The organism is Candidatus Nanopelagicales bacterium (assembly GCA_037045355.1).
Lineage (GTDB): Bacteria > Actinomycetota > Actinomycetes > S36-B12.
The window spans coordinates 49,340-68,401 of the sequence record JBAOHO010000016.1 but is presented as its reverse complement, the minus strand read 5'-3'; the positions used below and the strand labels follow the sequence as shown (position 1 = coordinate 68,401).

20 protein-coding genes are annotated in these 19,062 nt (G+C 65.1%); 17 read left to right on the top strand and 3 right to left on the bottom strand.

Translation table 11 applies throughout. From position 1 onward, the window contains the following. The first annotated feature begins 141 nt into the window (after positions 1-141). The 4 genes from rho to V9E98_10080 all read left to right on the top strand — a co-directional run bounded on the left by rho (position 142) and on the right by V9E98_10080 (position 4,469). Positions 142-2,058: a transcription termination factor Rho gene (gene rho, locus V9E98_10095; protein MEI2717330.1), complete on the top strand. Its 1,917-nt coding sequence runs from the start codon at positions 142-144 to the stop codon at positions 2,056-2,058. A gap of 215 nt (positions 2,059-2,273) precedes the next feature. After that, positions 2,274-2,492, top strand: coding sequence for a 50S ribosomal protein L31 (rpmE, locus tag V9E98_10090; protein ID MEI2717329.1), 219 nt, complete (start codon positions 2,274-2,276; stop codon positions 2,490-2,492). Next, positions 2,492-3,559, top strand: coding sequence for a peptide chain release factor 1 (gene prfA / locus V9E98_10085; protein ID MEI2717328.1), 1,068 nt, complete (start codon positions 2,492-2,494; stop codon positions 3,557-3,559). The genes rpmE and prfA overlap by 1 nt, the downstream gene beginning before the upstream one ends. Positions 3,560-3,593: 34 nt before the next feature. Next, positions 3,594-4,469: a HemK/PrmC family methyltransferase gene (locus tag V9E98_10080; protein ID MEI2717327.1), complete on the top strand. Its 876-nt coding sequence runs from the start codon at positions 3,594-3,596 to the stop codon at positions 4,467-4,469. Here the strand turns inward: V9E98_10080 and V9E98_10075 are convergent. Then, positions 4,447-5,100 carry an L-threonylcarbamoyladenylate synthase gene (locus V9E98_10075; GenBank protein MEI2717326.1) on the bottom strand — a complete coding sequence of 218 codons (654 nt, stop codon included), beginning with the start codon at positions 5,098-5,100 and terminating at the stop codon, positions 4,447-4,449. The two genes, V9E98_10080 and V9E98_10075, sit on opposite strands and share 23 nt — an antisense overlap. 220 nt (positions 5,101-5,320) lie before the next feature. Between V9E98_10075 and glyA the strand changes: the two genes are divergently transcribed. From glyA to V9E98_10015, 12 genes are all read left to right on the top strand, one after another. Continuing rightward, positions 5,321-6,592, top strand: coding sequence for a serine hydroxymethyltransferase (gene glyA / locus V9E98_10070; protein ID MEI2717325.1), 1,272 nt, complete (start codon positions 5,321-5,323; stop codon positions 6,590-6,592). Positions 6,593-6,597: 5 nt separating this feature from the next. After that, positions 6,598-7,716, top strand: a complete 1,119-nt coding sequence (locus V9E98_10065) for an MraY family glycosyltransferase (GenBank protein ID MEI2717324.1) — start codon at positions 6,598-6,600, stop codon at positions 7,714-7,716. 29 nt (positions 7,717-7,745) lie between these two features. Beyond that, the gene (locus V9E98_10060) at positions 7,746-8,189 is read left to right on the top strand and encodes a hypothetical protein (protein ID MEI2717323.1); all 444 of its coding nucleotides are present in this window, start codon (positions 7,746-7,748) and stop codon (positions 8,187-8,189) included. Between the two features lie 80 nt (positions 8,190-8,269). Continuing rightward, positions 8,270-8,584, top strand: coding sequence for a hypothetical protein (locus V9E98_10055; protein ID MEI2717322.1), 315 nt, complete (start codon positions 8,270-8,272; stop codon positions 8,582-8,584). Positions 8,585-8,586: 2 nt separating this feature from the next. Continuing rightward, on the top strand, positions 8,587-9,387 hold the full coding sequence (atpB, locus tag V9E98_10050; protein MEI2717321.1) for a F0F1 ATP synthase subunit A: 801 nt from the start codon (positions 8,587-8,589) through the stop codon (positions 9,385-9,387). A gap of 86 nt (positions 9,388-9,473) precedes the next feature. Then, positions 9,474-9,701, top strand: a complete 228-nt coding sequence (gene atpE / locus V9E98_10045; protein ID MEI2717320.1) for an ATP synthase F0 subunit C — start codon at positions 9,474-9,476, stop codon at positions 9,699-9,701. Between the two features lie 16 nt (positions 9,702-9,717). Next, on the top strand, positions 9,718-10,281 hold the full coding sequence (locus V9E98_10040; protein ID MEI2717319.1) for a F0F1 ATP synthase subunit B: 564 nt from the start codon (positions 9,718-9,720) through the stop codon (positions 10,279-10,281). Further along, entirely contained in the window at positions 10,281-11,090 is an 810-nt protein-coding gene (locus V9E98_10035; GenBank protein MEI2717318.1) for a F0F1 ATP synthase subunit delta, read from the top strand. The genes V9E98_10040 and V9E98_10035 overlap by 1 nt, the downstream gene beginning before the upstream one ends. 21 nt (positions 11,091-11,111) lie before the next feature. Continuing rightward, positions 11,112-12,749: a F0F1 ATP synthase subunit alpha gene (gene atpA / locus V9E98_10030; GenBank protein ID MEI2717317.1), complete on the top strand. Its 1,638-nt coding sequence runs from the start codon at positions 11,112-11,114 to the stop codon at positions 12,747-12,749. 6 nt (positions 12,750-12,755) lie between these two features. Then, the gene (locus V9E98_10025; GenBank protein ID MEI2717316.1) at positions 12,756-13,715 is read left to right on the top strand and encodes a F0F1 ATP synthase subunit gamma; all 960 of its coding nucleotides are present in this window, start codon (positions 12,756-12,758) and stop codon (positions 13,713-13,715) included. Positions 13,716-13,724: 9 nt separating this feature from the next. Next, positions 13,725-15,197: a F0F1 ATP synthase subunit beta gene (atpD, locus tag V9E98_10020; GenBank protein MEI2717315.1), complete on the top strand. Its 1,473-nt coding sequence runs from the start codon at positions 13,725-13,727 to the stop codon at positions 15,195-15,197. 2 nt (positions 15,198-15,199) lie between these two features. Continuing rightward, positions 15,200-15,607 carry a F0F1 ATP synthase subunit epsilon gene (locus V9E98_10015; protein MEI2717314.1) on the top strand — a complete coding sequence of 136 codons (408 nt, stop codon included), beginning with the start codon at positions 15,200-15,202 and terminating at the stop codon, positions 15,605-15,607. A gap of 49 nt (positions 15,608-15,656) precedes the next feature. Here the strand turns inward: V9E98_10015 and V9E98_10010 are convergent, their stop codons facing one another. Both V9E98_10010 and V9E98_10005 read right to left on the bottom strand, forming a co-directional pair. Beyond that, a complete protein-coding gene (locus V9E98_10010) occupies positions 15,657-16,739 on the bottom strand; it encodes an SDR family oxidoreductase (protein MEI2717313.1) in 1,083 nt (360 codons plus the stop codon). Positions 16,740-16,789: 50 nt separating this feature from the next. Continuing rightward, positions 16,790-17,353, bottom strand: coding sequence for a cob(I)yrinic acid a,c-diamide adenosyltransferase (locus tag V9E98_10005; protein MEI2717312.1), 564 nt, complete (start codon positions 17,351-17,353; stop codon positions 16,790-16,792). A 254-nt stretch (positions 17,354-17,607) separates the two neighbouring features. Between V9E98_10005 and murA the strand changes: the two genes are divergently transcribed. Then, positions 17,608-18,888 (top strand): UDP-N-acetylglucosamine 1-carboxyvinyltransferase, encoded by a 1,281-nt coding sequence (gene murA, locus V9E98_10000; GenBank protein ID MEI2717311.1) that lies wholly within the window; start codon positions 17,608-17,610, stop codon positions 18,886-18,888. Positions 18,889-19,062 lie beyond the last annotated feature (174 nt).

Here is a 19,062-nt window from a genome sequence, read left to right as displayed (position 1 = left end):
GAGGGAAATGACGGGTACATCACGTACGTCAGTTCGCGGAATTCCATCGCTCGTATCCCGTTCGCCTCCATCAGTGGTTGATATCCCACATCGGTGCCGCCGTTGCGTGCACCAGTTACCCAACTCGAAGGATCTGACCGAGTGACCGAGACACTCTCCACCGACTCGACTGCCAACAGTGCCGACTCAGTTTCGGCAGGAGCCGATTCCCACTCACAGACGGGCAGCGCCTCCCGCGGTCGCGCCAAGGGGGGTGGCGCCAAAGGGGGTGGACTGTCGGCCATGTTGCTGCCGGAGTTGCGCCAGATGGCCCATGATCTGGGAATCAGCGGCGTCAGTGCCATGCGCAAGGGCGATTTGGTCGACGCCATCGCCGCCCACCGCCGAGGGGCCACCACCAAGCCATCCGACTCCGGCGGCAGTGCCGAGTCCGACGGCTCGGCCCAGCAGAGCGCACCTGGCGTGCCCGATCAGTCGGCGGCGCATGAGTCCGATCGTGCCGAGCAGCCCGACCAGCGCGATCGATCGGAACAGAGGGAGCGTTCGGACCAGCGTTCGGACCAGCGTGGCCGCGCCGATGGCCGTGAGATCAGCCGGAACGACGGCAACCGCGACGCGAACCGCGAAGGCAGCCGGGATGGCAACCGCGAGAACAACCGCAACGACAACAACAGGAACGACAACCGGAGCGACAACCGGAGCGACAACCGGAGCGACAACCGCAGTGATAGCAACCGGAATGACAGCCGGAGCGACAACCGCAGTGATAGCAACCGGAATGACAGCCGGAGCGACAATCGCGGTGACAGCAACCGCAACGACAACGAGAGCGGTCGCCGCCGGCGTCGGGGCCGCGACCGCAACAACCGCCGGGATCGTGGTCCGCGGGACAGCGAGCCGGTGATCAACGACGATGACGTGTTGTTGCCGGTGGCTGGGATCCTCGATGTCCTCGACAACTATGCCTTCGTGCGGACCAGTGGTTACCTGCCCGGTCCGAACGACGTCTACGTGTCGCTGTCCATGATCAAGCGCACGGGAATGCGCAAGGGTGACGCCGTCACCGGACTCGTACGACAGCCCCACGAGGGCGAACGACGCGAGAAGTTCAACCCGCTTGTCCGGGTTGAGTCCATCAATGGCGCTGAGGTCGACGAGGCTCGTGATCGCCCCGATTTCTCCAAGTTGACGCCTCTGTACCCTCAGACCCGCCTGCGGCTCGAGACCGAACCCACGAACATGACCACCCGGGTGATCGACCTGGTCGCCCCGATCGGCAAGGGTCAGCGTGGACTGATCGTGTCCCCGCCCAAGGCCGGCAAGACGATGGTCCTGCAGTCGATCGCGAACGCCATCACCACGAACAACCCGGAGTGTCACCTCATGGTCGTTCTGGTCGATGAACGGCCTGAAGAAGTCACCGACATGCAGCGGTCAGTCAAGGGTGAAGTCATCGCGTCCACGTTCGATCGGCCCGCGGATGACCACACCACGGTCGCGGAACTCGCCATCGAACGAGCCAAGCGTCTGGTCGAACTCGGTCACGACGTCGTCGTGCTGCTGGACTCGATGACGAGGCTGGGGCGCGCCTACAACTTGGCCGCTCCCGCGTCAGGTCGGATCCTGTCCGGTGGTGTCGACTCCGCCGCTCTGTATCCGCCCAAGAAGTTCTTCGGAGCCGCGCGCAACATCGAGCACGGCGGCTCACTGACCATCCTGGCCACTGCGCTGGTCGAGACCGGCTCGCGCATGGACGAGGTGATCTTCGAGGAGTTCAAGGGCACCGGCAACATGGAGCTAAAACTGGACCGTCGCCTGGCGGACAAGCGGATCTTCCCGGCGGTCGATGTCGACGCCTCCGGTACCCGCAAGGAAGAACTACTCATGGGGCCCGAGGAACTCAAGATCGTCTGGAAGCTGCGACGAGTGCTGCACGCGCTCGAGACACAGCAGGCCCTCGAGTTGCTGCTTACCAAGCTGCGTGAGACCAAGACGAACTTCGAGTTCCTGAGCAACGTGCAGAAAACAGCACCCGGAACGGACATCGACTCGGACTAGTGCCTCTCGGGTGCCGCTCGGGTGCCGCTCGGGTGCCGCTCGGGTGCCAATCGGGAGGCATGAGTACCGTCCAACAGCGTGATTGGCGTCCACGAGTACGTTCGCCCTTGGCGCAGCGGGTTGGGGGTCGCGGGCGAGTCGTGGGATAGTGGGGCGCCCCCGCCGGTTCACGCACGATCGTGCGACCCGGCTCGGAGATCAAGGAGCAACGAGCCATGAAGGCTGACATCCACCCCGCCTACGGGGAAACCCAGGTCACCTGCACCTGTGGCAACACGTTCACGACCCGCAGTACTGCCAAGGACGGCGTCATTCACGCCGACGTCTGCTCGGCCTGCCATCCGTTCTACACGGGCAAGCAGAAAATCCTCGATACGGGTGGTCGCGTCGCCAAGTTCGAGAAGCGCTTCGGCAAGGGCTCGGACGCCAAATAATGTTCGAGGTCTGCGAGGACCTCGTCGCCGAATACGCCGACATCGAGGCCCAATTGGCCCGACCCGAGGTCCACGCTGACCAGTCGCTCGCGCGGCGCCTGGGGCGCCGGTTCGCCGAGTTGCGACCGATCGTCGCCGACTATCACTCGTGGCTGCAGTTGGCGGCCGATGAGAAGGCCGCCGACGAACTCTCCGCTGAGGACCCCTCCTTCGGCGCCGAGGCGCTAGCCCTGGCAGCGCAAAAGCAGGAAGTCGCCGAACGCCTCCAGGTTCTGCTCGCGCCGCGCGACCCCATGGACAGCAAAGATGTGATCGTCGAGGTCAAGGCCGGGGAAGGCGGGGCGGAGTCGGCGCTCTTCGCGGCCGATCTGCTGCGCATGTACCAGCGGTACGCCGAGCGGCGAGGTTGGGTCAGCGAACTCATCGAGTTGGAGGAGTCCGACCTCGGCGGCGTCAAGGACGCGTCCTTGGCTGTGAAGGCCCGAACCGTGGACACGCCGGATGGCGCCCCGTACGCGCGGTTGAAGTTCGAAGGCGGCGTTCATCGGGTCCAGCGCGTCCCGGTCACGGAGTCATCGGGGAGGATCCACACGTCCGCTGCAGGTGTTTTCGTCATGCCCGAAGCCGAGGACATCGACATCGCCATTGATCCGCACGACCTGCGCATCGATGTCTTCCGTTCCAGTGGTCCGGGGGGCCAGAGCGTGAACACGACCGACTCCGCCGTGCGGATCACCCATCTGCCCACGGGTCTGGTGGTGTCGTGCCAGAACGAGAAGAGCCAACTGCAGAACAAAGAGCAGGCCTTGCGGATCCTGCGCTCCCGCCTGCTCGCGATGGCGCAGGAGGAGGCCGATCGCGAGGCGTCCAACGCGCGCCGGGCACAGGTGCGCACCGTGGACCGGAGCGAGCGCGTCAGGACCTACAACTTCCCCGAGAACCGGATCTCCGACCACCGGGTCGGCTACAAGGCTCATAATCTCGACACCGTTCTGGACGGTGACCTGGACGCCGTGATCGAGGCCCTCATGGCCGCGGACACCGAGCAGCGCTTGGGGCGTGTCTGATGGCTCGACCCCGGCTAGTCGCCGCCGGCGACCGGTGAGTGCGGGCGTCTCCGCGCTGGTGGCCGAAGTCGCGGCCCGACTGCGCGCAGCAGAGGTCCCGTCGGCGGCCGTCGAAGCTCGCTGGATCGTCAGCCACTTCCTGGGCACATCCCCGGCAGCGCTGGTCTTCGCGGGACCGCTGTCCGACGATGAGCGAGAGTCCATCGAGGCCGCCGTCACCAGGCGTGTGTCCCGGGAACCGCTGCAGCACATCCTGGGCATCGCCCCTTTCGGTGACCTCGAGCTCGCCGTGGGGCCAGGGGTGTTCATCCCCCGTCCCGAGACGGAGGTGATGGCTCAATTCGCATTGTCCTGGCTCGCCGGACTCGACCGGCCGGCCGTCGTCGTCGACGCCTGCAGCGGATCCGGGGCTCTCGCGCTCGCTGTTGCCTGTCATGTGCGGGCCGAAGTCACCGCGATCGAGATCAGTACGGCTGCAGATGTGTGGTTGCAGCGCAACGTGGCGGCCTTGAAGCCACGTTTCAGTCATCGCGGGTCGGTGGTCACGGTGGTGCGAGGCGATGTCGCGGCAGCGGACACGTGGCCCGCGTCGGGCTCCGTCGATCTGGTGGTGTCCAACCCTCCCTACGTCCCACTGGGCTGTGTTCCGCGCGATCCTGAGGTGCGCGACCATGACCCACAGGTCGCTTTGTTCGGGGGCACAGACGGGTTCGACATCGTGCGGCCGCTCGTCGTCCGGGCCAGCGCGGCTTTGCGTCCAGGCGGAGTGATCCTCATCGAGCACGCCGACGATCAAGGCGAACCGGGCGGGGTGCCCGCGTTGCTTCGTCGCAGTGGCCGTTTCGCCGATATCGCCGACCATGCCGACTTCGCGGGTCGGCCCCGGTTCACGTCTGCGGTGCGTCGCTGATCTCGCCGAGTCCCGGCACCACCGAACGTAGAGCGGTCTCATCGATCGCGCCCGGTCGAAGCACAGCCGGTCGATCGCCTGTGGCATCGACGATCGTGCTGCGATGGGTGAACGGCGCCGCTCCGGCGTCGAGGTAGACGTCGACATCGCGGTCGAACTGGTCGAACGCCTCGTCGCAGTCACGGGCCGCCGGCAGTCCCGCGCGGTTCGCGGACGTCCCCGCCGTCGGGCCGAGAGCTCGGACCACTGCCAGCGTCAATGGATGCAGGGGCATCCGAACAGAGATACCCGCTGCCGTCAGTGGCCACGCGAGCGATGGCTGTTGGCGCAGAATCAAGGTCAGCGGACCGGGCCAGAAGGCAGCCATCAGGTCGCGGGCATAGCCCGGGATGCGACTGGCGATTCCGTCGACTGTGGCAGGGCTGCCGATGAGCACGGTCAGCGGGGTGTCGTCGGCGTTCTTGAGGTACCGGACTCGCGTGACTCCGGTGGTGTTGAAGGCATCCGCGGCCAGGAGGTACATCGACTCGTCGGGCAGCACCGCAACCCGGCCTCGGCGAAGTTTCATGACAGCGGTGTCCGTGGGTTCGCTACGCTGCGCCGGATCCCGACAGTCGAAGACGCGCTGCACGGTGCCATCCTCGCATTCCCAACGCCGACGAAGGCCCCCGGCGAAGGGCCCCGGCGAAGGCCCCCGACGAAGGTGGGAGATCGGCGCCCTGCGCGGGAAGACGCGGGAAGACGCGGGAAAGACGCGGGAAGCCGCGGGAAGCCGCGGGAAGATCAGTGCCGCTGCGGAGCGAGGAGCGAGTGATCAGGGGCGCCCGGCCCGGGACACTACACTGACCGGCATGACTGAGCACGTGCCGTTCTGGGGCCCTGATTTCAACTCCCTGGTCGACGAGGACCCCGAGATCGCCGGTGTCCTGTTGTCCGAACTCGACCGGTTGCGCGGCGGGCTGCAACTGATCGCCAGCGAGAACTTCACCTCCCCGGCTGTGCTGGCCGCGCTGGGCTCGACGTTGTCGAACAAGTACGCCGAGGGCTACCCGGGACGGCGCTACTACGGTGGCTGCGCCGAGGTCGACAAGGCCGAGATCATCGGCATGGAGCGCGCGAAGCAACTCTTCGGAGCCGAACACGCCAATCTGCAGCCCCACTCGGGCGCGAGCGCGAACATCGCCGCCTATGGGGCATTCGTCAAGCCTGGCGACACTGTGCTGGCCATGAGCCTTCCGCACGGTGGGCATCTGACCCACGGATCCAAAGTCAACTTCTCAGGCAAGTGGTTCAACGTGGCCTCTTACGGTGTGCGTCGGGACACCGAACTCATCGACTACGACGAGGTTCTGGCCCTGGCCCGCGAACACCGGCCCAAGATGATCATTTGCGGCGCCACCGCCTACCCCCGGCTGATCGACTTCGCGGCGTTCCGGGGGATCGCCGACGAGGTGGGCGCCATCCTGATGGTCGATGCAGCCCACTTCATCGGGCTGGTGGCCGGCCAGGCGATCCCCAGCCCGATTCCCTACGCCGATGTCGTGTGCATGACCACCCACAAGGTCCTGCGCGGCCCCCGCGGAGGGATGATCCTGTGCAAGGAGGAACACGCCAAGGCCATTGACAAGGCGGTTTTCCCGATGATGCAGGGCGGCCCACTCATGCACGCGGTCGCAGCCAAGGCCGTGGCGCTCAAGGAGGCCTCGTCCCCGGACTATCAGCGCTACGCGGCCGACGTCGTGGCCAACGCGCAGGCACTCGCAGCCGGGCTTGCCGACGAGGGCATGCGTCCGGTGTCCGGCGGCACCGACACCCACCTGGCGCTTATCGACATGCAGGCGCTGAGTGTCACCGGAACACAAGCCGAAGAGCGCTGTGACGCTGCCGGGATCACGCTGAACAAGAACGCCATCCCGTTCGATCCTCAGCCACCGGCGGTCGCCAGCGGGATCCGAGTCGGCACCGCTTGTGTAACCACCCAGGGGATGGGCGTCGCCGAGATGAAGACGGTGGCTTCGCTGATCGGCCGGGCAGTGCGCGCGGAGTCGACCGCGGATTCGGACGCGGTGCGTGACGAAGTGTCCGATCTGGTCGCCGCATTCCCCGCGTACCCGGCAGACTGAGGCTGGTGCGCGAGTCCCTGCTCTGCCTGTTCGTCGCCGCTGCCGCGACGTACCTTCTCACGCCCTTCGCGCGTCAGTTGGCGCTTTCGTGGGGGGCCATGGCCGAGGTTCGTGACCGCGATGTTCATTCGATGCCGACCCCCCGACTCGGGGGCTTGGCCATCTTCGTGGGGCTCATCGCCGCATTCCTGGTCGCCAGCCAACTGCCCCTGATGAGCCAGGTGTTCGAACGTGGTCCGGGCACGATCTGGTCGCTGGTCGTCGCTGCAGTCGTCCTCGTGGCTATCGGCGCGTTGGACGACCGTTACGGACTGGACGCCCTGACCAAGTTCAGCGGACAGGTGCTCGCCGGCGGCATCATCGCCTACGGCGGTATCTCGATCTCTTGGCTGCCGATCGGCGGGGTGCTGGTCCTGGATCCCCTCTCCAGCGTGCTCGTAACCGTGTTCATCGTGGTGTTCACCGTCAACGCCATCAACTTCGTCGACGGACTGGATGGACTGGCGGCGGGTATCGCTGCCATCGCCGCAGCAGGCTTCTTCGCCTACTCCTACCTGCTCAATGTGGTGAACGGATTCGACCGAGCGGCGTTGTCGACACTCGCCTCAGTCGCATGCGTCGGAGCTTGCCTGGGGTTCCTGCCTCACAACTTCTACCGGGCCCGGGTGTTCATGGGTGACACGGGTTCGATGTTGCTCGGACTGCTGCTCGCCGCCAGCACCATCACCTTGGTGGGTCGCGTCGATCCCAACGCCATCGGATCGACCACGTTGGCCCCTGTGCTGTTGCCGTTGCTCATCCCGTTGGCCGTGCTCGCACTACCGGTGGCCGATGTGGGGCTGGCGGTTCTGCGCCGCACCTGGGCAGGGCGTTCGCCGTTCGCGCCCGACAAGGAGCATCTGCACCACCGGATCATGGAGATGGGGCACTCGCACCGCGGTGCGGTGTTGTTGCTCTACGGCTGGGCTCTGGTTGTCGCCGGAACCACTGTGGCGTTGGCGTTTCTGCCGGTACCCGTCGCCATCGGCGGCGGTGTCGTGTTGTTCCTGCTCGTCTTGGCCGTGTTGCGCAGTCCGCCCGGACGCCGAATTTCCGAAGACCAGCCGGCTGCGGAGGCGTCCTGACCGGCTGGGCCCACTGTTAGCCTCTTCCAATGGATCAGTTCACCCGGACCATCGTGCGCGGCGCTGCCTTGCCCACGGCCGGCGCCGGACTGGTGATCACGGCCGGCGTGTGGATCTTCGGGGGATCCGCTGCAGGTCTGGGAGCCCTGCTCGGTACTGCTGTCGTCGTTGTGTTCTTCATGATCGGCCAACTGGTGTTGGGTGCCGTGCTGCGCAACAACCCGCAGATGGGGCTCATGGTGGCCATGACGCTCTACATCATCAAGATCGGGGTCCTCCTCGGTCTCCTTCTCGTACTGCAGGGGACGACCGCATTCGACACCAAGGCTTTCGCTCTGACCATCCTTGCCTGCACCCTTGTCTGGACGGCCTGCGAGGTCGTCATATTCAGCCGGACGAAAGTGCTGTACGTGGACCCCGAGAATGTGCCGCGTGCGGTGAAAGAGTCGTCGAAATACTCCGCGGAGCGCTGAGCCTGCGCCGGTGTGGTGAATCTGGCCGAACGGCAACCCCCCGACCTGAGCCGGGCACCTTCGCCTGATAACGTTCCGCCGTGACCCCCGCTCAGACTTCCGCCGCGCAGGACGCCGCCCGCGTCACCGGCAACGAAGCCTGGGCGATCATGAGCCGGATGCTCGCGGGCATGTTGATCTACGGTGTCGGCGGATGGTTGCTGGGTCGCTGGCTCGGATTCCCGGTCGCGGGTGCCGCGGTAGGAGTGCTCCTGGGTCTGGGTTTGGGGCTCTACCTGTCCATGATCCGTATCCGCCAGCTGGGTACGAAGGCTCCCGCTTTGGAAATCTCCGGCTCGCGGTCGTGGTCCGCTCGCATGACTCGCGCCCGCATCGAACGCTCGAGTGAGGTCTGAAGATGGCACTCAGTTCATCCGCATGGGGATGCAACTTCCCCGATTGCGCTTTCCCGGCTCCAGGCACTGAGATCTTCTTCTTCGACGACGTTTGGCAAATCGGACCATTCGGTTTCAACAAGGCGATGATCTTGCTGTTCATCGGCGCGTTCGTCGTGATCGGGTTCTTCTGGTTCGCGTTCCGCAAGCCGCAGGTGGTGCCCCGAGGCGCCCAGAACGTCGGCGAGTTGGGCTACAACTTCATCAGCGACGGCATCGCGCGTGACGTGATCGGACGCGGGGGCGAGAAGTTCGTCCCGCTGTTGTTCTCCTTCTTCTTCTTCATCTGGATTCTGAACTTCATGGGAATCGTGCCCGGGGTTCTCTTCCCCGTCACCAGTGTGTTCGCCATCCCGGTGGCGTTCGCGCTCATCGTCTACTTCACGTGGGTCCCGCTCGGGATCAAGAATCAGGGCTTCTTCGGCTTCTTCAAGAACATGATGTTCCCGCCCGGCCTGCCGAAGCCGCTGTATGTGATCCTCGCCCCGATCGAGTTCATCTCGAACATCGTCGTTCGCCCGTTCACGCACTGTGTCCGTCTTTTCGCCAACATGTTCGCGGGCCACCTGCTGCTGACCACGTTCACCGTGGCGGCCTGGTACCTGTTCAGTGCCACCGTCATCGGCGCGCTCGGATCAGCGGTGTCGTTCGTGGTCGTGATCGCGTTGACCGCCTTCGAGATGCTGATCCAGGCCCTGCAGGCCTACATCTTCACGCTGCTCACCGCCGTCTACATCTCAGGGGCTCTGCACGCAGACCACTGAGAAATACGGTCACAACTGAACGGATAGACTCGCACTGCTCCTAGACCGACGGACCGCCCGTCGGCCAACCGGAAGGAAATCTGACAATGACTCTGCTCGCGGAGCTCTCCGGCTCGATCGGTTCGGTCGGCTACGGTCTGGCCGCCATCGGCCCTGGTGTCGGTATCGGCATCATCTTCGGTCAAGGTGTGCAGGCCATCGCTCGCCAACCCGAGGCGTACGGTGTCATCCGCCAGAACATGCTGCTGGGCTTCGCGCTGGCCGAGGCGCTGGCGCTGATCGGCTTCGTCGTCCCGTTCGTGTACGGCGTCTGAGCACCGAGGAACCCAAGTGATCTCCTTCGCTTCAGCCATCTCCGCCTCCGGCGGTGAAGGCGAGACCCCAAGCGTCCTCGCCGTACCGCTGGACGAACTCATCCTGGGTGGCATCGCGTTCTTCATCGTCTTCTTCGCGTTGTGGAAGCTCGTCCTTCCCAACATCCAGAAGACGTTGTCGGATCGCACCGAGGCGATCGAGGGCGGCATCGAACGCGCCGCCGCCGCCGAGGCTGAGGCCAACGCGATGATGGCGCGGTACAAGGAGCAGATCGCCAACGCCCACCAGGAGGCGGCGGACATCCGCGCCAAAGCGGAAGCCGACGGCAAAGCCATCGTCGACCAGGCCCGGCAGCAAGCCGAGACGGAAAGGTCCGCGATCGCGCAACGCGGTGAGGCCCAACTCGCCGCCGAACGCACTCAGACCGTCGCCGCACTGCGCCAGGACGTGGGCGGTCTCGCGGTCAGCCTGGCCGGTCGCATTGTCGGGGAATCGCTCGAGGACGATCAGCGGGCCCGCGCGGTGGTCGATCGTTTCATCGCGGATCTCGAACAGTCGGCGGCCAAGGATCAAGCCTGATGATCGGAAGCTCCCGTACCTCGTTGGCAAAGGTTCGCGAAACCGTGAACGCTGCTTTCGACAATCCCGAACTCGAGGCAGCCGGTCGGGATTTGTTGCGGGTGGCTGACCTGGTCGGTCGGGAGAAACAGTTGCGCGGAGCGCTGTCTGATGCTGGTCGTCCAGCTGATGAACGCACCAGCATCGTCACCGGACTACTGCAAGGTCGCGCCAGCCAACTGGCGATAGATATTGCGGGCACGGTGGCTGGGCAACGCTGGTCCACCCCCTCCGACATGGTGGACGCGTACGAGTTCGCCGGCGTCGAGTGCCTCTTCGGCGCCGCCGAGAAGTCCGGCGATCTGGATCGAGTCGAAGACGAGTTGTTCCGCTTCGGACGAGTGGCGATCGCTGACGCGGATCTGCAGATGGTGCTGTCCTCTCCGGCGCTGCCCTCCGAGAACAAGAGCGCCATCATCTCCGACCTCCTGCGTGACAAGGCGTCGCCGGTCACCGTGGAGGTCCTCAGTTTCGTGACGTCGCACCTGCGGGGACGGCGCCTGGACCAGGCCGTGGACCAGATGGCCGACCTCGCCGCCGAACGGCGCGGAAAACTGGTCGCTGTCGTGCGCTGCGCGCGTCCCCTGGCCGACGACCAGGCCACTCGCCTTGCAGCCGTGCTGGAACGGATCTACAACCAGCAGGTGGCCATCAATTTCGAAATCGACCCCGCCCTTGTGGGGGGGATCACCGTGCAGATCGGCGATGAAGTCATCGATGGCAGCATCTCCGGACGTATCGAGACAGCCCGTCGCCGGGTCACCGGCTGAGGCAGCAGCAGAAGGAGCAGAATGACCGAGCTGACAATCCAGCCGGATGAGATCCGCAATGCGATCGAGCGCAATGTCTCGGCGTACGAGGCCGGCACCTCGCGCGACGAAGTCGGCCGCGTGCTGGAGACCGGCGACGGCATCGCCCGAGTCGAGGGTCTTCACTCCGCCATGACCAACGAGTTGCTCGAGTTCAAGGGCGGGCTTCTGGGTCTCGCACTGAACCTCGACGTCCGCGAGATCGGCACCGTGCTGCTCGGGGATGGCTCAGCGATCGAAGAGGGTCAAGAGGTGCGGCGCACCGGCGAGGTTCTCTCCGTGCCTGTCGGCGACAACTTCCTCGGCCGCGTCGTGAACCCGCTGGGGGAGCCGATCGACGGGCTCGGCGAGATCCAGACGGATCACAGGCGCGCCCTCGAACTCCAGGCGCCCACCGTCGTCCAACGGCAGCCGGTGAAGGAGCCGATGCTCACGGGCATCAAAGCCGTCGACGCCATGACAGCGATCGGGCGTGGACAGCGGCAGCTGATCATCGGCGACCGCCAGACCGGCAAGACCGCCTTGGCGATCGACACCATCATCAACCAGAAGTTGAACTGGGCCAGCGGCGACCCCACGAAGCAGGTTCGATGCATCTACGTCGCCATCGGCCAGAAGGGGTCCACCATCGCCGGCGTACGCGGTGCTCTCGAGGAGCAGGGGGCGATGGAGTACACGACCATCGTTGCCGCCCCCGCATCGGACCCTGCCGGCTTCAAGTACCTCGCTCCCTACACCGGTTCAGCGATCGGCCAGCATTGGATGTACGAGGGCAAGCATGTCCTCATCGTCTTCGACGACTTGTCCAAGCAGGCCGAGGCCTACCGGGCCGTGTCCCTGCTTCTGCGTCGTCCCCCGGGCCGCGAGGCCTACCCGGGTGACGTCTTCTACCTGCACTCGCGGCTGCTCGAACGCTGTGCGAAGCTCAGCGACGACCTCGGGGGCGGGTCGATGACCGGGCTGCCGATCATCGAGACCAAGGCCAACGACGTCTCGGCGTACATCCCGACCAACGTCATCTCCATCACCGACGGACAGTGCTTCTTGGAGTCCGACCTGTTCAACTCCGGTGTCCGTCCGGCTATCAACGTGGGCATCTCGGTGTCCCGCGTGGGTGGCGCTGCACAGCCCAAGGCCATGAAGAAGGTCGCGGGCAGCCTGCGTCTGAACCTCGCCCAATTCCGTGAACTGGAGGCGTTCGCGGCCTTCGGCTCGGACTTGGATGCAGCGTCGAAGGCGCAGTTGGAGCGTGGTTCGCGTCTGGTGGAGTTGCTCAAGCAGCCGCAATACCAGCCGTACCCCATGGAAGAGGCGGTGGTCTCGGTGTGGTCCGGCACGTCCGGTCAGTTGGACGAGGTTCCGCTGGGCGACATCCGTCGCTTCGACAAGGAGTTCCTGGACTATCTGCGTCGGGACAAGGCCGATCTGCTGGCTGCGATCCGTGATTCGGGCGACCTGTCCGACGACAGCATCGCCGCCCTTGACGGCGCCATCGGCGACTTCAAATCGCAGTTCCGCACCAGCGAGGGCACTCTGCTCGGCCATGAACCGGAAGTCGAGGCCATGGCCGAAGGCGACATCGAACACGCCAAGATCACCAAGAAGGTCCGAAAGGCCTGATCCACGATGGGTGCACAGCAGCGGGTCTACCGACGCAAGATCAGGTCGGTGCAGTCGACCAAGAAGATCACGAAGGCGATGGAGATGATCGCCTCATCTCGCATCGTGAAAGCCCAGAAGCAACTGCATGCGGCCATCCCCTACACGCGCGCGCTCTTCGACGCCATCAGTGCGGCCGCCACCCATGCCTCAGGTGTCGAAAAGCACCCGCTGACAGCCAAGGCTCGGCTCGAGCAACGGGCCATCTACCTGGTCATCACCGCAGACCGAGGGTTGGCCGGGGCCTACTCGGTGAATGCGATCCGCGAAGGCGAAGCGCTGACCAGACTGCTGAAGGACGAACGAGGATTCGAAGAGGTCATCCCCTTCGTCGTCGGGCGCAAGGGTGCGGGGTACTACAAGTTCCGCGAGCGCGAAGTGGGCGGAGAGTGGGTCGGCTTCAGCGACCAACCCGAATACGCACACGCCAAGGAAATCGCCGGTGCGCTGCTGGAGCGATTCCTGATGCGCACCGAAGATGGCGGCGCCGACGAGATCCACGTCGTATACACCCACTTCGTGAACATGGTCACCCAGGAACCGCGAGTGCGCCGCATGCTGCCCCTCGAGGTGGTCGAAGAGGAAGTCGACATCTCGGAGCAGCATCTGGGCCGCCCCACCAACGAGCCCGGTCAGGACAAGCCGGTCTTCCCGCTGTACGACTTCGAGCCGGGTGCAGACGCCGTGCTGGACGAACTGCTGCCTCGGTACGTCGAGGATGCCGTCTACGCGGCGCTCTTGATGTCCGCTGCCTCCGAGCACGCAGCTCGGCGCCGGGCCTGCAAGTCCGCCACGGACAACGCCGAGGAACTCATCAAGACCTACACCAGGCTGGCCAACCAGGCCCGTCAGTCCGAGATCACCCAGGAGATCAGCGAGATCGTCGGCGGAGCCGACGCGCTGGCCTCTGCAAATGCAGGAAGCTGAGGAGGGCATATGACCGCCACCGCCGAGGAGACCACCGCGACGACGCCCGGGGGCGTGGGCCGAGTGGCCCGCGTGACTGGTCCTGTCGTCGACGTGGAGTTCCCCGTCGAGGCCATGCCCGAGTTGTACAACGCACTCGAGGTCACCATCTCGTTCGGGGACGATGACGTGAAGATCGAGGGCGAGGAAACCCACACGCTCACGCTCGAAGTGGCGCAGCATCTGGGTGACAACCTGGTCCGGGCCATCTCGATGCAGCCCACCGACGGTCTGGTCCGTGGCTCGGAGGTCCGCGATACCGGCGGACCGATCACCGTCCCCGTCGGGGACGTGACCAAGGGGCACGTGTGGAATGCGTTGGGAGTCCCTCTCGACGTGCCGGCCTCTTCACTCGACATCAAGGACCGCTGGGGGATCCACCGCCAGGCGCCTCCGTTCGACCAGCTCGAGGCCAAGACCGAGGTGTTCGAGACTGGCATCAAGGTCATCGATCTGCTCACGCCGTACGTCAAGGGCGGCAAGATCGGACTGTTCGGCGGCGCCGGTGTCGGCAAGACGGTCCTGATCCAGGAAATGATCTACCGCGTCGCCGAGAACTTCGGTGGTGTCTCGGTGTTCGCAGGGGTCGGCGAACGCACTCGCGAGGGTAACGACCTGTTCCTCGAGATGACAGAGTCCGGAGTGATCTCCAAGACCGCTCTCGTCTTCGGTCAGATGGACGAACCGCCCGGTACGCGTCTGCGGGTCGCGCTGTCGGCGTTGACCATGGCCGAATACTTCCGCGACGTCCAGAAGCAGGACGTGCTGCTGTTCATCGACAACATCTTCCGCTTCACCCAGGCGGGGTCCGAGGTGTCCACCCTGCTCGGCCGGATGCCGTCGGCCGTCGGCTATCAGCCGACGCTCGCCGACGAGATGGGTCAGTTGCAGGAGCGAATCACCTCGACTCGGGGACACTCGATCACGTCACTGCAGGCCATCTATGTCCCGGCGGACGACTTGACCGACCCCGCCCCGGCGACCACGTTCGCCCACCTCGACGCCACCACCGTGCTGTCGCGGCCGATTTCCGAGCTCGGCATCTACCCCGCGGTGGATCCGCTCGACTCAAGCTCCCGCATCCTGGATGCGCGGTACATCGGGGATGAGCACTATGCCGTTGCGGCCCGCGTTCAGGAGATCCTGCAGCGTTACAAGGACCTGCAGGACATCATTGCCATTCTGGGTATCGATGAGTTGTCGGAAGAGGACAAGATCCTGGTCAACCGGGCCCGGCGGATCCAGCGGTTCCTCTCCCAGAACATGTTCGTCGCCGAAGCGTTCACCGGACAGCCCGGATCCTTCGTCCCGGTCACCGAGACCATCGCGTCGTTCAAGGCCCTGTGCGACGGCGACTACGACCACATCCCCGAGCAGGCGTTCTTCATGTGCGGCGGCATCGAGGACGTCGAGCGCAAGGCCGCCGAACTGAAGAAGTCCTGATCATGGGCGAGCTCAACGTCGAGATCGTCTCGGTGGGCCGCTTGGTGTGGCAGGGCACGGCGAAGTCCGTCGTGCTCAAGACCGTCGAGGGCACGATGGGTATCCTGCCGGGGCACGAACCGGTGCTCGCCCTGCTGGCCGACAGTGCCGTACGGGTCGAGTTGCCCGACGACGGGGAGCAGCTCTACGCGGTCCATGGGGGTTTCTTCTCACTGGACAGCGACACCATCAAGATCCTCGCCGAGACCGCCGAACTGGCCGAGGAGATCGACGTTGAGCGCGCCAAGGCGGCCAAAGCCCGGGCGGAAGCCGCCGGTGCCGACGATCCGGACGAGATCGCCGCGCTCAAGAGGGCCGAGACCCGCATCGACGTTGCCTTGCGCGGTCAGGCCGGCGGCCTGTCGCATTGATCCGGGCCGCTGGCGCCGGGGCTCTTGGCCCGTGCTCTTAGATCCGGCGTTACACCATCGCTTGGGATGACACGTCCGGGTGCGCGCGCACGAAGTCGATCATGTTGGGCGCGTAGTCCAGGAACGCCGGGCATCTCAGCCCGACGGTCTCCAAGTCCGTTGTGGCGTGAGTGGTGTCGTAGATGGTGGGGTGCGCGAAGTAGGCGAGTGCCTCCTCGGGGAATCCCAGCAACTGTTCCACGAATGGCATTCCCACCACGGTGCGCGACAGCCGGAGCGGAACACGCACCCAGTGGGGATCCCGGTCCAGGAGCCGGCAGAACTCGTCGACCATCCGGCGAACGGTCGGGGCCTGGGGATCGGTGAGCGCATATGTCTTGCCGACGGCCTCTGGCATGACGCTGAGCGCGTCGATCGCGGACACCACGAAGTCGCGCGGAACGATACTCATCTGGATCTTGTCCGGATCGGCGACCCGGGGGACGAGCGCATGTCCCGGGGGCTGCATCATCAGGAATTGGATGACGAAATAGGGGCCGTCGTACTTCTGGGTCTCGCCGGTCACTGAGTCGCCGACGACGATGCCCGGTCGGTAGATGGTCGCGGGCATGCCGTCATTCATGGCATCGCGCACCAGCATCTCCGCTTCGAACTTGGTCTGCTCGTAGTGGTTCTGGAAAGACTGCCCGGTGTCGAGGTCATCCTCGGTGTAGACCCCATGGTGCGAGCCACTCACGTAGCACGTGCTCACGTACTGCAGGCGGCGCAGGCCCGGCATCTCCCGGCACAGTGCGATCACATTGTTCGTGCCCTCGACGTTGACCCGATGGGCCAGATCCTCGGCGACTGCGAGGTCGTACACGGCTGCCAGGTGGAACACCTCGACGAAGTCCGTCACTCTGTCCGGATCGAGGCCCAACCCCGGTTCGGTGATGTCACCCACGACAAGTTCGACCCGGTCCTCCAAGACCGGATGCTCCTCGGTGAGAGCATCCAGCCTTTCCTGGGCCTGATCCCGAAAGTGCTCTTGCACGAGGCACACTGCCCCGTCGCCTGCGCGGCGTTCGAGGATGAGGGGGAGTAGGGCGGAACCCAGGAATCCCGGGAACCCGGTCATGAGAATGTCTGCCATGATCCCACCGAACCTCACTGAGGGGTGATGCGGCAAGTCGAGCGCGGGATTCAGTTTGTGGCGCCGGGCTCCCACAACACGTCGTCGCCGTTGTTGGCAGCCCGGGCGAGGATGAACAGCAGGTCAGACAGGCGGTTCAGATAGGTCGCAGTCAGAGGATTCATGGTGTCGCCGAATTCGCCAAGAGCTTGCCAGGCAGACCGTTCGGCTCGGCGGGCAACGGTGCGGGCGACATGGAGGAGTGCCGCGGCGGGCGTGCCTCCCGGCAGTACGAACGAACGAAGCGGCTCCAGCGGCGCGTTGAACGTGTCACAGTCAGTCTCGAGGCGATCCACGTAGGACTGGTTGATGCGAAGGCGGGAGTCATCGGGACCGATGGGGCTGCAGAGATCGGCACCGACATCGAACAACTCGTTTTGGATCCGGCGCACGACGGCTGCCATGGTGGCGTCCGGGGAACCCAGCGCCGCGAACACCCCGAGTGCAGCGTTGAGTTCGTCGACGTCGGCGTAGGCGATCAATCGGGAGTCGTTCTTGCCGGTCCGGCTGAAGTCGCCCAGCGCCGTGGTCCCATGATCGCCCGTGCGCGTGTAGATCTTGGTGAGATTGACCATCCCTCATCCTACGATCCTGACTCCCTCATCCCGCGACCCCGACGGCTCAGCGCATGTTCGTCAAGCCCACGTCGCACAGTGGCGGGAGGGTGCCCTGTGGTGGTGAGGGCCACGCCTGGCCACGGTGTGGGAGGCAGGTCACGACTGGCGGCAACTCTTGGTGTTTTCGGAAATGTCGCGGTTTGGGATCGGATGTCGGGGCGCGCCGAATCACTGATGCGTGATGGTCGGCCAGCAGGGCCTAGCATGCCTGCGTGGGTGCATTCCGGATTAGTGGCGGTCATCACCTGACCGGCGAAGTGTCCGTGCGGGGTGCGAAGAACTCCGTCCTGAAACTGATGGCGGTGGCGCTGCTCGCCGAGGGGCGGACGACTATCACCAATGTGCCCGACATCATGGATGTCACCATCATGGGGCAGTTGATCTCCCGACTCGGAGCGACCGTCGACTTCGACTCCGAACAGCGCCAGCTCATCATCGATGTTCCGGCCGAGTTGGAGCAGCGCGCCGACTACGACCTGGTGCGGCAGATGCGAGCGTCCATCTCAGTGCTCGGGCCCCTGATCGCCCGACTGGGAGTGGCGGACATTGCGCTGCCCGGTGGCGATGCCATCGGGTCGCGAGGGCTCGACATGCACATGGCGGGGCTGGAGCGGATGGGCGTCAAAGTGACGAGCGAGCATGGCTACCTGCTCGCATCCGCACCCGAACGGCTGCGGGCGGCGTCCATCTGGCTCGACTTCCCCAGCGTCGGTGCCACTGAGACCCTGCTGATGGCCTCGGTGACGGCTGACGGCACCACCGTCATCGACAACGCAGCCCGCGAGCCGGAGATCGTCGACATCTGCGAGATGCTCGCGGGAATGGGTGCGCGGATCGGTGGGGTCGGTACCTCCACCTTGGTCATCGACGGCGTCGATGCGCTGCATCCGACCACCCACGCGACTGTCCCTGATCGGATTGTGGCAGGTACATGGGCTGCCGCCGCGGCCATCGCGGGCGGTGATGTCACCGTCCACGGCGCCGATTACCACCACCTCGAGATCGCCTTGGACAAGCTGACATCCGCTGGAGCCGACGTCACCACGGCTTCGGACATGTTCCGCGTTCGGATGGAAGATCGGGCGACCGCGGTGGATATCGTCACATTGCCGTATCCCGGGTTCCCCACCGATCTCCAGCCGCAATTCATCACTTTGAATGCCGTGTCCCAGGGTGTGGCCATGGTGACGGAGAACCTCTTCGAGAGCCGGTTCAAGTTCGTCAACGAACTTGTCCGACTGGGTGCCGATGTGCGCATCGAGGGTCATCACGCATTGGTCCGTGGCCGAGAGCGGCTCTCGGGAGCCCCTGTCGTGGCGACCGACATTCGGGCGGGGGCCAGTCTCGTACTCGCGGGCTTGGTCGCCAACGGTGAGACGCTCGTGACCGAGGTGCACCACATCGATCGCGGCTACGACTCCTTCGTCACCGATCTGCAGTCTCTGGGGGCCGACATCGAACGGGTTCCCCTGCCCCTGGCCGCGTCGCTCTGAACTCGCCGGGCACCGAGCGGGATCCGGCCCCAACGATTCGGGAGCGACAGTCGGGCGGCCCGGCGGAAGTCCGAGGAGTCTGGAAGTCTGACGCGATGGTCAAATCATCGACAAGTGGTGGATAAGCGATCCCAGATCATTCGGTCCGCAGGCCTCGCCATGCGACGGTCGAGA